The sequence below is a fragment of the Asanoa sp. NPDC049475 genome, assembly GCF_040676915.1.
In the GTDB taxonomy this organism is placed as follows: Bacteria; Actinomycetota; Actinomycetes; order Mycobacteriales; family Micromonosporaceae; genus Asanoa.
Map to the genome: position 1 here is coordinate 329,275 of NZ_JBFAPY010000002.1, position 15,231 is coordinate 344,505.

Annotated in this window: 20 protein-coding genes and 1 pseudogene; 9 read left to right on the plus strand and 12 right to left on the minus strand. The window is 71.8% G+C overall.

Annotated features, from left to right (window positions below; all coding sequences use genetic code 11):
* Positions 1–6 precede the first annotated feature (6 nt).
* Positions 7–663, minus strand: a complete 657-nt coding sequence (locus tag AB0J88_RS07675) for a GPP34 family phosphoprotein (protein ID WP_364347329.1) — start codon at positions 661–663, stop codon at positions 7–9.
* A 232-nt stretch (positions 664–895) separates the two neighbouring features.
* Between AB0J88_RS07675 and AB0J88_RS07680 the strand changes: the two genes are divergently transcribed.
* The 4 genes from AB0J88_RS07680 (at position 896) to AB0J88_RS07695 (ending at position 4,638) form a co-directional block, all read left to right on the plus strand.
* Complete coding sequence (locus AB0J88_RS07680) at positions 896–1,612, plus strand: tetratricopeptide repeat protein (RefSeq protein WP_364347326.1); 717 nt, start codon at positions 896–898, stop codon at positions 1,610–1,612.
* A 30-nt stretch (positions 1,613–1,642) separates the two neighbouring features.
* Positions 1,643–3,220, plus strand: coding sequence for a Na+/H+ antiporter (locus AB0J88_RS07685; protein WP_364347323.1), 1,578 nt, complete (start codon positions 1,643–1,645; stop codon positions 3,218–3,220).
* Positions 3,221–3,273: 53 nt separating this feature from the next.
* Positions 3,274–3,654, plus strand: a complete 381-nt coding sequence (locus AB0J88_RS07690) for a hypothetical protein (protein WP_364347320.1) — start codon at positions 3,274–3,276, stop codon at positions 3,652–3,654.
* Between the two features lie 171 nt (positions 3,655–3,825).
* The gene (locus tag AB0J88_RS07695) at positions 3,826–4,638 is read left to right on the plus strand and encodes a trypsin-like serine protease (protein ID WP_364347317.1); all 813 of its coding nucleotides are present in this window, start codon (positions 3,826–3,828) and stop codon (positions 4,636–4,638) included.
* Here AB0J88_RS07695 and AB0J88_RS07700 read toward each other — a convergent pair.
* A complete protein-coding gene (locus tag AB0J88_RS07700; RefSeq protein ID WP_364347314.1) occupies positions 4,635–5,048 on the minus strand; it encodes an NAD(P)-binding domain-containing protein in 414 nt (137 codons plus the stop codon). The genes AB0J88_RS07695 and AB0J88_RS07700 overlap by 4 nt on opposite strands.
* Before the next feature lie 145 nt (positions 5,049–5,193).
* On the opposite strand from AB0J88_RS07700, the gene AB0J88_RS07705 reads away from it, so the two are divergent.
* Both AB0J88_RS07705 and AB0J88_RS07710 read left to right on the plus strand, forming a co-directional pair.
* Entirely contained in the window at positions 5,194–5,472 is a 279-nt protein-coding gene (locus tag AB0J88_RS07705) for a helix-turn-helix domain-containing protein (protein ID WP_364347311.1), read from the plus strand.
* Positions 5,473–5,506: 34 nt separating this feature from the next.
* Positions 5,507–6,376 carry an alpha/beta hydrolase gene (locus tag AB0J88_RS07710; protein ID WP_364347308.1) on the plus strand — a complete coding sequence of 290 codons (870 nt, stop codon included), beginning with the start codon at positions 5,507–5,509 and terminating at the stop codon, positions 6,374–6,376.
* Here the strand turns inward: AB0J88_RS07710 and AB0J88_RS07715 are convergent.
* The gene (locus AB0J88_RS07715) at positions 6,373–7,326 is read right to left on the minus strand and encodes an NAD(P)-dependent oxidoreductase (RefSeq protein ID WP_364347305.1); all 954 of its coding nucleotides are present in this window, start codon (positions 7,324–7,326) and stop codon (positions 6,373–6,375) included. The two genes, AB0J88_RS07710 and AB0J88_RS07715, sit on opposite strands and share 4 nt — an antisense overlap.
* A 47-nt stretch (positions 7,327–7,373) precedes the next feature.
* Positions 7,374–8,015, minus strand: a complete 642-nt coding sequence (locus tag AB0J88_RS07720; RefSeq protein WP_364347302.1) for a tetratricopeptide repeat protein — start codon at positions 8,013–8,015, stop codon at positions 7,374–7,376.
* Between the two features lie 83 nt (positions 8,016–8,098).
* On the opposite strand from AB0J88_RS07720, the gene AB0J88_RS07725 reads away from it, so the two are divergent.
* Complete coding sequence (locus AB0J88_RS07725; protein WP_364347299.1) at positions 8,099–8,938, plus strand: sugar nucleotide-binding protein; 840 nt, start codon at positions 8,099–8,101, stop codon at positions 8,936–8,938.
* 110 nt (positions 8,939–9,048) lie between these two features.
* Complete coding sequence (locus tag AB0J88_RS07730; RefSeq protein ID WP_364347559.1) at positions 9,049–9,852, plus strand: alpha/beta fold hydrolase; 804 nt, start codon at positions 9,049–9,051, stop codon at positions 9,850–9,852.
* A 94-nt stretch (positions 9,853–9,946) separates the two neighbouring features.
* On the opposite strand, the gene AB0J88_RS07735 is transcribed toward AB0J88_RS07730, so the two are convergent.
* The 5 genes and pseudogenes from AB0J88_RS07735 to AB0J88_RS07755 form a co-directional block, all read right to left on the minus strand.
* A complete protein-coding gene (locus AB0J88_RS07735; RefSeq protein WP_364347568.1) occupies positions 9,947–10,285 on the minus strand; it encodes an alpha/beta hydrolase in 339 nt (112 codons plus the stop codon).
* 49 nt (positions 10,286–10,334) lie between these two features.
* Positions 10,335–10,748 (minus strand): annotated as a pseudogene (locus tag AB0J88_RS07740) (alpha/beta fold hydrolase); the annotation flags it as partial.
* Positions 10,637–10,996 (minus strand): STAS domain-containing protein, encoded by a 360-nt coding sequence (locus AB0J88_RS07745; RefSeq protein ID WP_364347297.1) that lies wholly within the window; start codon positions 10,994–10,996, stop codon positions 10,637–10,639. The gene AB0J88_RS07745 and the pseudogene AB0J88_RS07740, both read right to left, overlap by 112 nt.
* A gap of 45 nt (positions 10,997–11,041) precedes the next feature.
* Positions 11,042–11,779 (minus strand): ATP-binding protein, encoded by a 738-nt coding sequence (locus AB0J88_RS07750; protein ID WP_364347295.1) that lies wholly within the window; start codon positions 11,777–11,779, stop codon positions 11,042–11,044.
* Positions 11,780–11,800: 21 nt separating this feature from the next.
* Positions 11,801–12,211 (minus strand): STAS domain-containing protein, encoded by a 411-nt coding sequence (locus tag AB0J88_RS07755; RefSeq protein WP_364347293.1) that lies wholly within the window; start codon positions 12,209–12,211, stop codon positions 11,801–11,803.
* A 236-nt stretch (positions 12,212–12,447) separates the two neighbouring features.
* Between AB0J88_RS07755 and AB0J88_RS07760 the strand changes: the two genes are divergently transcribed.
* Positions 12,448–12,684 (plus strand): hypothetical protein, encoded by a 237-nt coding sequence (locus tag AB0J88_RS07760; protein ID WP_364347292.1) that lies wholly within the window; start codon positions 12,448–12,450, stop codon positions 12,682–12,684.
* Positions 12,685–12,690: 6 nt separating this feature from the next.
* On the opposite strand, the gene AB0J88_RS07765 is transcribed toward AB0J88_RS07760, so the two are convergent.
* Genes AB0J88_RS07765 through AB0J88_RS07775 form a run of 3 tightly spaced genes read right to left on the minus strand, consistent with a single transcriptional unit; the run spans position 12,691 to position 15,168 of the window.
* The gene (locus AB0J88_RS07765; RefSeq protein WP_364347290.1) at positions 12,691–13,527 is read right to left on the minus strand and encodes a metal ABC transporter permease; all 837 of its coding nucleotides are present in this window, start codon (positions 13,525–13,527) and stop codon (positions 12,691–12,693) included.
* On the minus strand, positions 13,520–14,260 hold the full coding sequence (locus AB0J88_RS07770; RefSeq protein ID WP_364347288.1) for an ATP-binding cassette domain-containing protein: 741 nt from the start codon (positions 14,258–14,260) through the stop codon (positions 13,520–13,522). The genes AB0J88_RS07765 and AB0J88_RS07770 overlap by 8 nt, the downstream gene beginning before the upstream one ends.
* The gene (locus AB0J88_RS07775) at positions 14,260–15,168 is read right to left on the minus strand and encodes a zinc ABC transporter substrate-binding protein (RefSeq protein ID WP_364347286.1); all 909 of its coding nucleotides are present in this window, start codon (positions 15,166–15,168) and stop codon (positions 14,260–14,262) included. The genes AB0J88_RS07770 and AB0J88_RS07775 overlap by 1 nt, the downstream gene beginning before the upstream one ends.
* Positions 15,169–15,231 lie beyond the last annotated feature (63 nt).

Genomic DNA, 15,231 nt, shown 5'->3' on the forward strand with positions numbered 1-15,231 from the left:
CCTTCCTCAACTCCGGGGTAACGTGGCCGCGGCGATGATGACGTTGTTGACGACGGTCGCCGTGACGGTGCGCGTGACGGCCTCCGCGGCGGCGCCGGCTCCCCAGTCGCCCCTCTCGAGCTCCTTGGCGCGGGTGATCACAGTGGAGGTCCACGGGATCTCGCGGTGGAACTGCGGAAGCGTCCCGCTCCCGGAGAGCAGTGCGGCGAGAGCCGCGGTCCGGGCCTGCGGCTCCACACCATCCACGAGTACGTCCCGGACGTCCCCGACGAGGCGGGCGCGGCGTCCCGTGCCGCCGTCCTCCAGGACCGTCTGGTTGAACAGGCCGAGCATCCGGCGGCGGGTCCGGCGGATGTCACCGCGTTCGACCAGCCGGTCGAGCACCGGGCCGCGCAGCCTCGGCCCGACGGCCGCCAGCACCGTCTGGACGCCTCGGGGCTTCTCGGCGACGTAGTCCCACGCCGGGCGCAGGAGCTCGTCGGCCGGCGGGCGGTCCGGGACGGCCTCCACCCGCGTCCCCGCGGTGCGCACGTGGTTGCCCAGGCCGAGGTCCGCCAGCACCGCGCCCGCCAGGACGTAGAAGAGCGTGTTCTCGCCGGCGATGGTGCCGGAGCGTGGCTGGAACAGCATCAGCAGGAGGTCCTCCGGCAGGGTCGGAGTCATCGGTTCCTACCTCTCTCGATCGGCGAAGGCGCCAAGTGAAGTGGATGATCGAGCTGTCCGCCTCGGAGGCGCCGGATGCGCAGGAGACAGACGAGATCACGCACGCCGAGCCGGTGGTAGTGCCGAACGGTGTTCACGGTGGTGCCAGCGAGTTCCGCGAGTTCGCGCGTGCTCCAAGCCACACTTCCACCTTCCCCGTTCATCCCCGCCGGTACCCTCGACCGCTGTGTCCATGACCTTCAGCACCAACGTCCGCTCGGCCTTTCGACGGGGTGACACGGCGGCCGTCGTACGGATGAGCGAGGTCGAGATCGAGCGGGCGTCCGCGGCCGGCGACCTCGCGAACGAGGTGGAGGCCCGCTACGCCCTCGCGCGGGTGGCGATCCGCGGCGGCGACCTGGCCGGCGGCGAGGCCCGGGCACGGGAGGCGCTGGCGGTCGCGGTGCGCTCCGGTGATCGCGCCCTGGAGGAGCGGCCCCGGCACGTGCTGGCCGCCGTCGCGCGGATGTCCGGTGACCTCGACCGGGCTCGGGGGCTCTACCGGGAGAGCGTCGCGCTCAACGAGGAGCTGGGCCGCCCGGAGACGGTCAACTCGGAGCTGCACAACCTCGCGTTCTGCGAGCTCCTCCTCGGACACCTCGACGTGGCCCGCGAGATGTTCGCCGCCGGTCGGGAGCGGGTCTTCCGGAACGGCTGGGCCGACTTCGTGCCGTACGTCTGCGTGGCGGGCGCCGCGCTGGCCTCGGCCGAGGGCGACCACGCGCGGGCGGCGTTGATGGCCGGTGTCACGGCCGCGGCGTTCGCGGCGATCGGCCAGGTGCCCGACCCCGACGACGCCGCGGACCTGGCCCGGGTGCGGGCCGCCGCCGTCGAGGTGCTCGGCCGGGCGGGCTTCGACGCGGAGTACGAGCGGGGCACGCTGCTCGACCCGCGTGCCGCGTTCGCCTGACCGGCCACCCTCTCGGGCAGGATGCAGCCCATGGAGGGACTGCTGATCGTCGTGGTGCTCGGCGCCACCGTTCTGGTGGGCACCACGATCGGCCGGCGTTACAGCGTCGCGCCGCCCGTGCTGCTGATCGTCTTCGGCGGCCTCCTCGGGCTGATTCCCGCGTTCTCGGAGGTGCGGCTGCCCTCCGACGTGGTGCTGCTGCTGTTCCTGCCCGCGATCCTCTACTGGGAGAGCCTCAACACCAGCCTGCGGGAGATCCGCTCCAACCTGCGGGTGATCATCCTGTCGGCGGTCGTGCTGGTCATCGTCACGATGGTCGGCGTCTCGTACACGCTGCAAGGGATCGGCCTGGTCGCGTCGGCGGCCTGGATCCTCGGCGCGGTGCTGGCGCCCACGGACGCGGCCGCGGTGGCCGGTCTCGCGAAGCGGATGCCGCGCCGCGCGCTGACGACGCTGCGGGCCGAGAGCCTCATCAACGACGGCACCGCGCTGGTGCTGTTCGCCGTCGCCGTCGGCGCGCTCGTCGACGGACACGTGCCGGGACCGGCCCTCCTGGTCGGCGAGCTCATCTGGTCGTCGGTCGGCGCCGTCCTGGTCGGGACCGTCGTCGGGTACGCGGTCGTGCTGATCCGCCGCTACGTCGACGACCCGCAGCGCGAGGGCGGGCTGAGCATCCTCACCCCGTTCGTCGCGTTCCTGGTCGCCGAGGTCGTGCACACCAGCGGGGTCGTGGCGGTGGTCGTCGCCGGTCTCGTGCTGTCGTGGGCCGGCCCGCGGGTCATTCGCGCCCGCTCGCGCCTGGAGACGTACTCCTTCTGGGACCTGGGCACGTTTATGCTCAACGGCAGCCTGTTCGTGCTGGTGGGCGTGCAGTTCCCGGCCGCCGTGCGGGGCATCACGAGGTCGTTCGGCCACGCGGTCTGGATCGCATTGCTGACGGCCGCGACCGTCATCGTCATCCGGCTGGCGTGGTCGCACGTCGCGGCGATGGTCATCCGGCTCGTCGACCGGCGCCCGGTGCAACGCACCCGCCGGGTCAACTGGAAGGTCCGCACGGCGAGCGGCTGGGCCGGCTTCCGCGGCGCGGTCTCGCTGGCGGCCGCGCTGGCCGTGCCGGCGACCCTCGACGACGGAACGCGGTACGCGGAGCGCGACCTGATCGTGTTCGTCACCTCGGTGGTCATCGTGGTCACGGTGCTGGTCCAGGGCCTGACCCTGCCGATGGTCGTGCGGTGGGCCGGCCTCACCAGCGACGAGGAGCGCGAGGTGGAGACCCGCAACGCCCGCATCCGCGCGACGGAGGTGGCCCTGGCGGCGCTGCCGGACATCGCGACGCGGTTCGGCGCGCCGGACGAGGTTGTGGAGCGGATCCGCGACGAGTACCAGGGACACCTGGACCAGCTCCGCGCGGAGGGCACGGAACACGCGGTGCAGTCCTGGCAGGACCAGGTCGACCGCCGGGTACGCCTGGAGGTGCTCGACCGCAAACGCCGGGCGGTCACGGCGATGCGCGACGACCGCGAGATCGACGACATCGTCCTGCGCGACCTCCAGGCGTCCATGGACATCGAAGAGGTACGCCTCCTCGGCCCGGCACCCACGGACTAGCGCCGGGCCGCGGTCGCGGGTACGCCGAGCGGTCCCCGGGTATCAGTGCGGCCATGCGTAAGGTCGCCAGTGGCTCGGCGCTCACACTCTCCATGCTGGTCTTCCCGCTCGGGCTGGTGGTGCTCCTCGTCTCCGAGCAGGGCTACCGGGTCTGGGGCGTGCCGATGATGCTGGCCGGTGTGGGCCTGGCCTTCGGATGGTGGTTTCTCGTCGGCCAGACCGACGGGACGCGGGGCAGGGTTTCGCCGCGACGACACATGCTGCTCACCGTCGGCGCGATCTTCGCCGTCCAGTTCTTCCTCATCGGTCTGGGTTGGCTCGCCGTCGACAGTTGGACACAGGGCGTCGGACTGCTCTGGATCGGCGCCGCGATTCTGCTCGGCGTCGCCTATTGGCGGGGCGTCGTCCGGCACTATCCGGATTCCGACGACTGACCTCATTTGTCGGCATCAGGTGCACGCCCGCACCTCCCGGTGAGGGTAATCCCTCGACTACACCCCACTCCTTCGCCTGAGGGCCGATCTGGCGTGTCGTTGCCGCGCGTGGTGGCGCTGAGCCAACTGGGGGGACCTTCTCCCCAAGTCGTGAGCGAAGGGACCGTGCCCATGAAACGACTGCTCGCACTGCTGGCCGTTCTGGCCGCGACGCTGCTGGTGGCCTCGCCGGCGCAGGCGGTGACCAACGGTCAGCCGGACAACGGCCGTCATCCGTACGTCGGTCTGGCGGTCTTCGACACCCTGGTGGCGGGCCAGCCCGCGCCGTCCTGGCGGTGCAGCGGCACGCTGCTGTCGCCGACCGTGTTCCTCGTCGCCGGACACTGCACCGACGGCGCCGTCCGGGCGCGCGTGTGGCTGTCCGAGGACGTGCAGAACAACACCGAATACCCCAACGGCGGTGCCACGTCGTACGAGGGCACGCCGTACACGTACCCCGGCTACTGCAACTCGCCGTGTGGCTCTGGCCTGCCGAACTTCGCGCACTTCGACGTCGGGCTGATCGTGCTGTCCGAGCCGGTGCCGACGTCGGTGGTCAGCCGCTACGGGCAGCTTCCCACCGTCGACCTGGTCGACACGCTCGCTACGGGCACCGACGTCGCCATCGTCGGCTACGGCGTGCAGGTCAACCAGCGCGGCGGGGGCAAGCCGGTCTGGACCGGGCCGCGGGTCCGGCTCTACGCGCCGAGCGAGGTCTTCGGCGGCCAGGAGCGCACCGGCGACGAGTTCCTCAAGTTGAGGGCGAACCCGGGCGGCGGGAGCGGCGGCACGTGCTTCGGCGACTCGGGTGGACCGATCCTGCTCGGTGACACCGTGCTGGCGGTCAACTCGTTCGTGACCAACAACAACTGCACGGGCGTGACGTACGCGGCCCGCGTCGACCTGGCACCGGTGCTCGCCTGGATCGACTCGTTCCTGGACTAGCACCCCTTCCCCGGCCGCTCACCAGGAAGCGGGCGGCCGGGGGTGCCGCCGCCGTCCGCGAGTGGGCCGGTCCCTCGCGGTCGGGCTTGATCAGCCCTTCGGCGGTGAGCCGGTCCCGTCGGCTCCTGCGCCAGGTTGGGACACAGCCGGCGGGACGCGAACCCGTCCGGCCCGATCTCGACGGCGTTGGACACGTCGACCAGCACCTTGCCGGCGAGCGCCGCCCGGAGTGGACCGATCGTGTCGACGGACACCGCGCCGGGCAGGGCGTTGACGACGACCTCCGCCGCGGCGGCGGTGGCGGTCAGGGCGGTGCGGCCGCCGACGCGGACGTCGTGGCCGGCCGCGGACAGCGCCGGTGCCAGCGCGCGGGCCACGTTACCGGCGCCGAGGATTCCGATTACAGTCACAGCCCGAACGTAGGTTCGCCCGGCCGGTGCCGGTAGTACGCACTTCAAGGTGCCCGGAGGTCCTCATGCACGACAGGGCGGCCTACCTGGGCCGGATGGCCGACTGCCCGACGCACCGGGTGCTGGACCGGCTGGGGAGCGGTGGGTGAGCCTGATCCTGAACCAGCTCGCGACCGGCCCGCAGCACCACGGCGAGCTGGGCCGCTCCGTCGCGGGCGCCAGCCAGAAGATGCTCACGCAGACGCTGCGCGCCCTGGAGCGCGACGGCCTGGTCGCGCGAGCGTCCGGCGACCGCCGCGTCGAGTACCGCCTGACCGCGCTGGGCGAGAGCCTGATCCCCGTGATGGCCGCCGTGACCCGGTGGGCCGAAGGCCACATCGGGGACATCGACGCCGCGCGCGCGTCCTTCGACTCGCACGTTTGAAGCTCCCGTCCGCGGTGAAAGAAGGCCGCGGAGGTTGATCAGATTGTTCGACGGTTTCGCGCTCGACCAGGTGGACGTCGGTGAGGTGACGTTGCGGGTCAGGCACGGCGGTACCGGCTCGCCGGTCGTCCTGCTGCACGGCCACCCCCGCACCCACACGACCTGGCACGCGGTCGCACCCGAGCTCGCCCGCCGGCACTTCGTGGTGACCCCCGACCTGCGGGGGTACGGCGGGTCCACCCTTCCGCCCGATGCCCCGGACCACGCGCAGTCGAGCAAGCGGGCGATGGCCCGCGATGTCGTGGCGCTGATGGCTCACCTCGGCCACGAGCGGTTCGCCGTCGTGGGTCACGATCGCGGCGCCCTGGTGGCTTTCCGCACCGCGATGGACCATCCCGACGTCGTCTCGCAGCTCGTCGTCATGGACGGCCTGCCGGTCGTCGAGCACCTCGAACGCACCGACGCCGTCTTCGCGCGCGCCTGGTGGCACTGGTGGTTCCTCGGCCAGACCGAAAAGCCCGCCGAGCGGGTCATCTGCCCCGACCCGGACGGGTGGTACCGCACCCCCGACCCGGCCGAGATGGGGGAGGGCAACCACGCCGACGTCTGGGCGGCGTTGCGCGACCCGGCGGTCGTGCACGGCATGTGCGAGGACTACCGGGCCGGCCTCGGAGTCGACCGCGACCACGACGAGGCCGACCGGGCCGCCGGACGGCAGGTCGCCTGCCCGACGCTGCTGCTGGAGTCCGCGGACGACGACCTGGACCTCCAGGGGGACCCGGCGGCGATCTGGGCACCCTGGCTCGCCCACCCGCTGCGCCACCGCGTCGTCGACAGCGGCCACCACCAGGCGGAGCAGGCACCCGCCCAGGTGGCCGCCGCGTTGCTCGACTTCCTCGTCTAGACCGTCAACGCGACGTCGAGCTCCTTGTGGTCGACGAGCCAGCGCACCGACTCCAGGATCGCGTCCTCCGGCTCGTACCGCGGCGCGTAGCCGAGTACCCGCCGGGCCTTCTCGATGCTGAAGTAGTGGTCGCGGACCAGGTGCTCCCAACTGACCTGGGCGGCCTCCTCGCCGGCGCTGGCACGGAACTCGTCCCACGTCACCGACCGCAGCTCCGCCCGCTGGCCGAACCACGACGCCGCGATCTGGGCATAGCCGCGTACGTTCAGGGCCGACGGCGCGACCACGCTGAAGTCCTCGCCGGCAGCCGCGTCGCGGCGAGCCAGCGCCGCCTCGAAGGCCTGCGCCACGTCGTCGGCGTGCACGTGGTGCATGAACTCGGCGCCGATGCCCGGCACGTCGAGCGGCTGCCCGGCCGCGAGCCGCTGCCACACCGTGGGGTCGAGGTTGCCGAGCGGACCGATCGGGTGCCAGCCGGGGCCGACGATGTGCCCGGGGTGCAGCGACGTGGTGACCAGCCCACCGGACCGGGTCTCCTCCTTCAGCATCCGCGCGATGGCGGCCTTGGCGATGCCGTACTCGCCGACCGGCGGTGTCGCGGTGTCCTCGGTGACCGGCACCTTCACGCTCGGCCCGCTGCGCCAGATGGTGCCGCAGTGCAGCAGGTGCCCGGTCACGCCACGCAGCCGCTCGACCAGCGCGGTCGCGGAGTCCAGGTCGAAGCAGATGAGGTCGACGACGGCGTCCGGCGCGAGACCGGCGACCAGGTCGTCGAAGCCGTCCGCGCCGCGGTCCGCCGTCAGCTGCCGCACCTGCTGCCAGGCGGGGTCGTCGACATAGCCCGGGTGCTGCCCGCGACTGATGCTCACCACGTCATGACCGGCGCGGACCAGCCGGGGAACCAGGAACGTGCCGATGTGCCCGCTGCCACCGATGACGACAACTCTCATGGCGCCAGGCTAGCCGCGCCGCCCAAGCCTCCGTCGCAGGAGGGCGCTCAGGAGGCGATGGCCGCGTGTGCCTCCTCAATGGACCGCAGCGTGCCGTGTGCCTCGCTGGCCACCGCGATGGCCCGCGCCTCGTCGATGATCGCACGGGCGTCGTCGTGCCTGCCCTGTCCCGCGGCGATGTACGCCAGCCCCACCATGTTCGCGGCGACGCCCGGCAGGTGCCCCAGCTCCTTGCGCAGCCTGATCGACTCTTCGAGGTGCGCGCGGGCCGTGTCCAGCCGTCCTGCGGCGTGCGCGGCGATGCCCAGGTGCCGCAGCGCGTACGACATCGTCCGGCGGTCGTCGATCTGCTTGGCGAGCGTGTGCGACCGCTCGAACGCCGGGACCGCGGCGTGCTCGTTGCCCTCGACGACCTGGTGGTAGATGCCGATCCAGAAGTGCGACTCGGCCTCGCCGCGGACGTCACCGATCGCCTGGAACAGCACCAGCGCCTGCTCGAAGAGAGCGAGCTCGCGCGGGTCCACGTCGCCCTTCTCGAGGAACCGCCCGTGGACGATCCGGCCGCGCGCGAGGGCGAGATCGGCCCGCACGGCGTCGAGCTGCTTCTCGGCGACCCCGAGCGCCCCGGCGTCACCGCCGAACACGAAGCTGTCGTAGAGGTTCCTGGTCTGCTCGATCCGGTCTTCCATGCCGCCGCCCCCGTCAGGAAAGAGAATGAGGAACCTTAACGTCTTGATCGGACAGAGTCGGACCCGGGCAGTACGGTGGCCGAGTGGATCTTCTCGTGGTGGGCGGCAGCGGCCTTCTCGGGCGTGAAGTGAGCCGGCAGGCGCGGCACGCGGGTCAGCGGGTCGCGGCGACCTTCCACCGCCGGCGTCCGGACGCCGACGCTCACCAGCTCGACATTCGCGACCGCGACGCCGTCATCGCGCTGGTCGACGCGCTCAGGCCGACCGTGGTGGTCAACGCCGCCTACCAGCAGTCGGACTGGGCTACCACGGCCGACGGTGGCCTGCATGTCGCGCTCGCGGCGGCCGCGACCGGTGCCCGGCTCGTGCACGTGTCCAGCGACGCCGTCTTCTCCGGCGCGGCCGGACGCTACGACGAGACGGCCGTGCCGGATCCGACGACGGCGTACGGGGCCGCCAAGGCCGCCGCCGAGACAGCGGTCAAGGGCATCGCCCCGGCCGCGGTCATCGCGCGGACCTCGCTGATCATCGGCCATGGCGACTCCCAGCACGAGCGCCAGGTGCACGCGCTGGCGGGCGGCGCACCAGGCGCACTGTTCACCGACGACCTGCGCTGCCCGGTGGACGTCGGTGACCTCGCGTCCGCGGTGCTGGAACTGGCCGCGTCGCCGCACGCCGGGGTCCACCACGTCGCCGGTGCCGATGCCGTCAGCCGCCACGAGCTCGGGGTGCTCATCGCAAGGCGGGACGGCCTGGACGAGACCGCGCTCCCACGCGCACTGCGCGCGGGCAGTGGCATCCCCGGACCGGTCGACGTGCGGCTGGACAGCACCAAGACCCAGGCGCGCCTGACAACCCGCTTGCGTGGCGCCCACGAGTTCCTCGATCACGAGGGCAGGGTTCAGTCGGGCTCTGGCGGGTAATGGCTCGTTTCAGGCCCCAGCCCTCGTAGGAGAACGCGATCGCCATCGTCGACCGGGTCAGCGGCAGGCTGACCTACACCTTCGCCGGCAGTGGCGAGCCTCTGTTGCTCGTGCACGGTCTCGGCGGCAACCGGCACACCTGGCGTCAGCTCGTCGACACCCTCGCGCTGACGCACACCGTCATCGCCCCCGACCTGCCCGGACACGGCGACTCGGGCCCGCCCGAGGGCGACTACTCGATCGGCGCCCATGCCACCGCCCTGCGTGACCTGCTCGTCTCGCTCGGAGTGCCGTCGGCGACGATCATCGGCCACAGCCTGGGCGGTGGCATCGCCCTTCAGTTCGCCTACCAGTTTCCCGAGCGGACCCAGCGGCTCGTGCTGATCAGCAGCGGTGGGCTCGGCCCGCAGCTCACCCCGGCGCTGCGGGCCACCACCCTGCCGGCCGCGGAGACCGTCGTCGCGGCGCTGGCGCGGATCCCACCCGCCCTGACCGAGCGGGTGTTGCCGGCACTGCCGGCGCTGATCGCCCGCCAGGACGCCACCTCCGTGGCGGCGGCCCTGCACGAGCTCACCGACGCCCGCCGGCGCCGTGCGTTCATCCGCACGGCCCGCACCGTGATCAACTGGCGGGGCCAGACCGTCAGCGCCATCCGGCACCTCAAGGTGTTGGGCGGGCTGCCGATCCTGGTGACGTGGGGGAGTGACGACCGAACCATCCCTCCGCAGCACCACCGGGCGATCGCGGCCGCGACACCCTCGCTGCACACCGCGGAGATCGCCGACGCGGGCCACTATCCACATGAGACGGCACCGGAGCGGCTGTTGCCGGCGATCCAGTCCTTCCTGAGCGCCACCAGGCCTTTCCGGTACTCCGAGGCCGACTGGCGCGACGTCGTCGATGCGGCCGCCTGACCCGCGGGCGGCCCCGGCCGACCGGGACGGGTTCACGAGCGCCTGGACGCGCGTGCGGGGGATGCGGCCGCACGCGCGCCGACGCTCCGGCGCGCTATGCGCCCCCCATATGCCGGAGCAAGCTGGCGGCGACCCGGTCCGCGGCCTCCTCGGGCAGCCAATGGGACACGCCTTCGAACACCTCGAACCGGTAGGGGCCCCGCACGTGGCGCCCGCACCTCAGCGCTGCCGCCCGCGTCACGAACCGGTCACCGTCACTCCACACGAAGAGCGTCGGCACGTCGACGGGGCCGCCGCCGGCCTGCCGACGCTGGAGCGGGATGGCCCGGTACCAGGCGAGCGGCCCGCGCAGGGCGGACGGTTCCGCGGCCCGTGCGGCGTACCGCGACGCGTGGTCCCCGTCCAGCCCGGAGCGCCGCAGCAGCGCGTGCAACCTCGCCGCCGCCGCGGCGGGCGAGCGCGCGCTCGGGGAGGAAGGGGACCTGGAAGGCGGCGATGTAGGAGGACCGCAGCGCCTGTCCGCTGACGAACATCGCCCTGCGCAGCGCCGCGGGGTGCGGCACCGAAAGGCAGGCCACCGACAGCAGGCGGTCCGGGTGGCGGGCCGCCACCTGCCAGGCCACGGAGGCGCCCAGGTCGTGCCTGACCAGGTGGAACCGCTCCGCACCGGCCGCGTAGCCCAGCGCCAACACGTCGTCGGCGAGTGGGTGCGACGCGTACGCCGACCGGGCATCGGTGACGGTGAACGTGAGCCCGTCGTTGGCGAACCGCTCCAGCTCCGTGGTCAGGTGGTCTCCTCCAGCGACTCGGCCAGTTCCCGCATGAGGCCAAGCTGTCCGGTGACCGCCAGGACGCGTCGGACGATCGGCCGCGGGTTGGCGATCGCGAACCCGCATCCGTTGGCGCGCACGGCGAGTCGCAGTCGCACCAGGGCGGCGACGCCGCCACAGTCCATGAAGGTCAGTCGCGACAGGTCGAGGGTGACCTGCTGGAGACCGTTGTCCACCGCCTGGCTCGCGACGAGGTCGAAGAACGCCTCCGCTACGTCGAAGTCGAGCTCTCCGCCCACGACGACGCGCAGGGTGGCTCCCGCCCGGTCGAAGTTCACGACCAGGGGATCGGTGCCAGCCAGGGGTTCGTCCATCAGGATCCAAGTTACATGCTCGCCGACAAGTAACTGGACAACGGCCTAGGCACGCAGCGCGGCCCAGACGACCTTGCCGCCGTCGGTGGGGAGCCAGCCCCACCGGTCGGCCGTCACGTTGATCAGCGGAATCCCGCGTCCCGACCCGGTGTCCGTGGCGTCCGGCATCGCACGGGTCGTCGGCGGTGCGGTGCTTCCGTCCTCGACCGCGATGAGCAGGTAGCGGCTCCGGTAGGACAACCGCAGCGACATGGTGGTGTTCGCGTGCCGGGAGGCGTTCGAGACGAGCTCGGAGACGACGACGCAGGCCGCCGGGAACAGATGCTCGAGCTCCCAGCGCAGGCAGGCGTCAGTGGTGACGGTGCGGGCATGTCGGGCGGCGCCGGCCACGGGCGGAAGAAACTCGCGTACGGTCGGCGACGCCCCACCATCGCGGGCCACCGCCAAGGCTTCACCGGTCGTCGCCAGCAACGGAAAAGTGCGGCCGGCACCGAGCCGGTTGATCGCGTCGCTCACCACACCCCGGGACGCGGCGACCGCGAAGGGCACACCGGGCCAGATGCTCGCCTGACGTGCGACAGCCGGAACGACGGCCAGCGCCGCCTCCTCCACGACCGTGATCTCGAACAGTTCGAGGATCAGTGCCTTCGGCTCGTCGACCAGGCATTTCAACAGCACCCTGCGCAGCCCGGGTGCCGCCGGCCCGTCGAAGGGCCCGGACGCTGAGACGACCGTCGCCTCGGGGAGTTTGTCGATCCGGCAGTCGAGTCCCTGGTGCTTCATGATGGTATGAGTGTGCCCGCGCTAGGCCTGGATTAACATACCGAGCCCGGCCGCCCGCAGCGTCCGACTGACGGTCCTGGTGGCATTGCGGATCTGGAACGGGGCCCCTCGGGCGTGGGCGATCCGGAACGCGCCCGCGACCACCGCGACGCCGGCGGTGTCGATGAACGGCGCCCGCCGCAGGTCGATCGCGCAGCCGCTGTGACACCGGCGTGCGTACAGCTCGAGCGGCGACCTGAGCTGCCGCGCGGTGTCGTGGTCGATCTCACCGCGCACCTCGACGCGGGTCCAGCCACCCTCGGTCGTGCCGGTGATGTCGAGGTCGCCGAGCGGCTCGTCCGCGTCCTGGGTGGGCCATGGCGGCACCACGTCGCTCAGCAGCGCTTTCCGCAACCAGGTCAGGCTCTGGTGCAGGAGCCGGGAGACGTGCATCTGCGACAGTCCGGTCTCGCCGCGATCTCGATCTGGCTGTGGTTGCCGAAGAACCGCAACGTGAGAATCCGCTGCGCTCCCGACCTCGCCCTGGTCGATTCGCATCTGGCGGCGCCGGGCACCATCCGGGCGATCGTCGCGATCCGGGACGCGCAGCCGCGGCTGGTCGTCGCGATGCCGGGGCAGGACGGGCACGATCAGGCTCTGGCGGCTCTGCCGCGGGCGCCGACGGGTTCTTGCCGAAGGCACGTGAGCCGGAGGACGTCGCGCCGATGCTGCGGACGGTGCTTGACGGCTGGTCCGTGTTCCCGACCGACCTGAGGTCGACGGTGCTGGGCCTCGGCGAGCCGCGCTCCTGCTGGTCCCCCTTCTGCCGGGACCACAAGCTGATAGGCCCGCTGGTCAACGCGCGCGCGACGACCTACATCGCCGGCGCGGTGGTCGTGGGCGTCCCGGTGATGGTGGTCCTCTAGTCCAGCTCAGGCTTCCCGGGCCACGGTGCGGCGGGCGCCGATGATGCGACAGGCCACGTAGATCAGGAACGAGATCGTCGTGACGTACGGGCTGATCGGGATCGTGCTGCCCAGCGCGAGCAGGATCCCGCCGACCACCGAGCCCACCGCGAACACCACGCTGAGCGCCGTGACCAGCACCGGGGACGCGGTGACCCGCATCGCGGCGGCGGCCGGGGTGCAGACGACGCTGAGCACCAGCAGCGCGCCGACGATCTGCACCGACATCGCGACCGTCAGGCCCAGCAACACCATGAAGACCGACGACAGGGCAGCCACGGGTACGCCGCGCGCCGCGGCCTGTTCCGGATCCGTGCTCGCGAACGCCAGCGGCCGCCACACCACCACGAGGCCGATCAGCACCACGGCCGAGGTGACCAGCAGCCACGACAGCTGCGGCGTGTCGACCGCGACGATCTGGCCCGTCAGCAACCCGAACTTGTTCGCCGACCGTCCCTTGTAGAGAGCCAGGAACAGCACACCCAGGCCGAGCCCGAACGGCATCAGCACGCCGATGGCCGAGTTGCGGTCGCGCGCCCGGCTGCCCAGCAGCCCGATCACCAGCGCCGCCAGGATCGATCCGGTCAGCGAGCCCAGCACCACGTTGGCGCCGAACAGCAGCGCGCCGGACGCCCCGGCGAACGACAGCTCGCTGATGCTGTGCACGGCGAACGGCATGTCGCGCATCATCACGAACACGCTGATCAGGCCACCGACCAGGCCCAGCACGGCGCCGGCGGCGATCGAGTTGTGCACGAGCGCCAGCAGCTGCCCGTAGTCGGCGAAGTTGAAGATCTCACTCATGGTGCGCCTGCGGGATGCCGGCGACCAGGATCCGGTCCTTGACGGTGACGACCTCGACCGGCACGCCGTACAGGTCGGACAGGGTCTGCGACGTGAACACCTCGTCGACCGTGCCGACCCGGAACCGGCCGCCGGCAAGGTAGAGCACGCGGTCCACATAGGGCAGCACCGGGTTGATCTCGTGCGTCACGAACAGCACCGCGGTGCCGGCCTCCCGGCGGCGCCGGTCGACCAGGGCCGTGACGGTGCGCTGGCTGCGCAGGTCGAGCGAGAGCAGCGGCTCGTCACAGAGCAACAGTCGCGGGCCGGCGACGAGCGCCTGCGCGACGCGTACCCGCTGCTGCTCCCCGCCCGACAGCAGACCGACCGGCCGGTCCGCGAGCTCGGCCGCGTCGACCGCCTCCAGGGCGGCGGCGATCCGGGCGGCCCGCCCGGCGGACCGGCCAAAGCCCCAACGGTGTCCGTCGAGACCTTGGCCGACCACGTCGCGGGCGCGCAGCGGCGTCAGGGGGAGGATCCGGCGCTGCTGCGGCACGTACCCGATGCCGTCGGTCACCCGAACCGTGCCTTCCGACAGCGGCTGGAGCCCGAGGATCGCGCGCACCAGGCTCGTCTTGCCGGAGCCGTTGGCGCCCAGGACCGCGACGAACTCGCCGGGGGAGACCCGCAGCGAGAGCCCGGACCACAGGTGCCGCGACCCGTAGGCGAGACCGGCGTCGACGAGCTCCAGCATCAGCGCAGCGCGGTCTCGATGGCGGACAGGTTGCCGGTCATCCAGGTCAGGTAGTCCTTGCCGGCCGGCAGCGTCTCGGTCACCGGGACCACGTCGACCCGGTGGTCCTTCGCGGCCGCCAGCACCTTCTCGGTCTCGGGGCCGGAGGTCTGCTCGTTGTAGGCGAGCAGCTGGACCTGCTTGCCGGCGAACAGGTCGAGGGTCTCCTGGAGCACGGCGGCCGGGACGTCGGTGCCCTCCTCGATCGCCTCGCTGAACTCCTCGGGCGTCTTGTTGGCAAGTCCGCACGCTTCGAGCAGGTAGAGCGGCACGGGCTCGGTGATGGCCACGCCGGCGCCGCCGTGCGCGTCCCGGATCGCCGCCGACCGCTGCTCCATCCCCGCGAGCTTCTGCTTGAACGCGGTCGCGTTGTCGCTGAAGGTCGTGGCGTTGCCCGGGTCGGCCTTCGACAGCGCGGTGACCAGCTGGTCGGCGAGCTTGCTCATGCTCGGCAGGTCGTACCAGACGTGCTCGTTGAGCTCTTCGCCCCCGGTGGCGGTCCGGCCGGAGATGGTGACGGCGTTGAGCACCGTCGCGTCGCTGCCGGCCGACTCGAGCATCGTGTCGACGAAGTCGTCGTAGCCGCCGCCGTTCTCGATGACGACGTCGGCCTTGGAGAGGTCGAGCTGGGTGCGGGTGTTGGCCTCGTACGAGTGCGGGTCCGCCGACGGGTCGCTGATGATCGAGGTGATGGTGGCCTTGTCGCCGGCGATCTGCTTGGCGATGTCGCCGTAGACGTTGGTGGAGGCGACGACGGACACGCCGGCCGGGGCCGCGGTCGCTTGGTCCGACGACGAGCCGCACCCCACCCCAAGCACAGCGACCGACAGCAGGGCGGCACCGAGGAGAGCCGCGCGTTCATGACGCATGAGCGGCGCCACCTTCCTTGTTGAAAACGAGATTCATTACAGGAAGGAAGCTAGGTGAGGGCG

Bases quoted from the DNA above. Each gene is read 5' to 3' on its own strand.
- AB0J88_RS07765 (WP_364347290.1), bottom strand. From the start codon at position 13,527: ATGAGTGAGATCTTCAACTTCGCCGACTACGGGCAGCTGCTGGCGCTC.
- AB0J88_RS07720 (WP_364347302.1), bottom strand. From the start codon at position 8,015: ATGGAAGACCGGATCGAGCAGACCAGGAACCTCTACGACAGCTTCGTG.
- AB0J88_RS07690 (WP_364347320.1), top strand. From the start codon at position 3,274: ATGCGTAAGGTCGCCAGTGGCTCGGCGCTCACACTCTCCATGCTGGTC.
- AB0J88_RS07675 (WP_364347329.1), bottom strand. From the start codon at position 663: ATGACTCCGACCCTGCCGGAGGACCTCCTGCTGATGCTGTTCCAGCCA.
- AB0J88_RS07775 (WP_364347286.1), bottom strand. From the start codon at position 15,168: ATGCGTCATGAACGCGCGGCTCTCCTCGGTGCCGCCCTGCTGTCGGTC.
- AB0J88_RS07770 (WP_364347288.1), bottom strand. From the start codon at position 14,260: ATGCTGGAGCTCGTCGACGCCGGTCTCGCCTACGGGTCGCGGCACCTG.
- AB0J88_RS07715 (WP_364347305.1), bottom strand. From the start codon at position 7,326: ATGAGAGTTGTCGTCATCGGTGGCAGCGGGCACATCGGCACGTTCCTG.
- AB0J88_RS07680 (WP_364347326.1), top strand. From the start codon at position 896: ATGACCTTCAGCACCAACGTCCGCTCGGCCTTTCGACGGGGTGACACG.
- AB0J88_RS07685 (WP_364347323.1), top strand. From the start codon at position 1,643: ATGGAGGGACTGCTGATCGTCGTGGTGCTCGGCGCCACCGTTCTGGTG.
- AB0J88_RS07745 (WP_364347297.1), bottom strand. From the start codon at position 10,996: ATGGACGAACCCCTGGCTGGCACCGATCCCCTGGTCGTGAACTTCGAC.
- AB0J88_RS07750 (WP_364347295.1), bottom strand. From the start codon at position 11,779: ATGAAGCACCAGGGACTCGACTGCCGGATCGACAAACTCCCCGAGGCG.
- AB0J88_RS07755 (WP_364347293.1), bottom strand. From the start codon at position 12,211: ATGCACGTCTCCCGGCTCCTGCACCAGAGCCTGACCTGGTTGCGGAAA.
- AB0J88_RS07695 (WP_364347317.1), top strand. From the start codon at position 3,826: ATGAAACGACTGCTCGCACTGCTGGCCGTTCTGGCCGCGACGCTGCTG.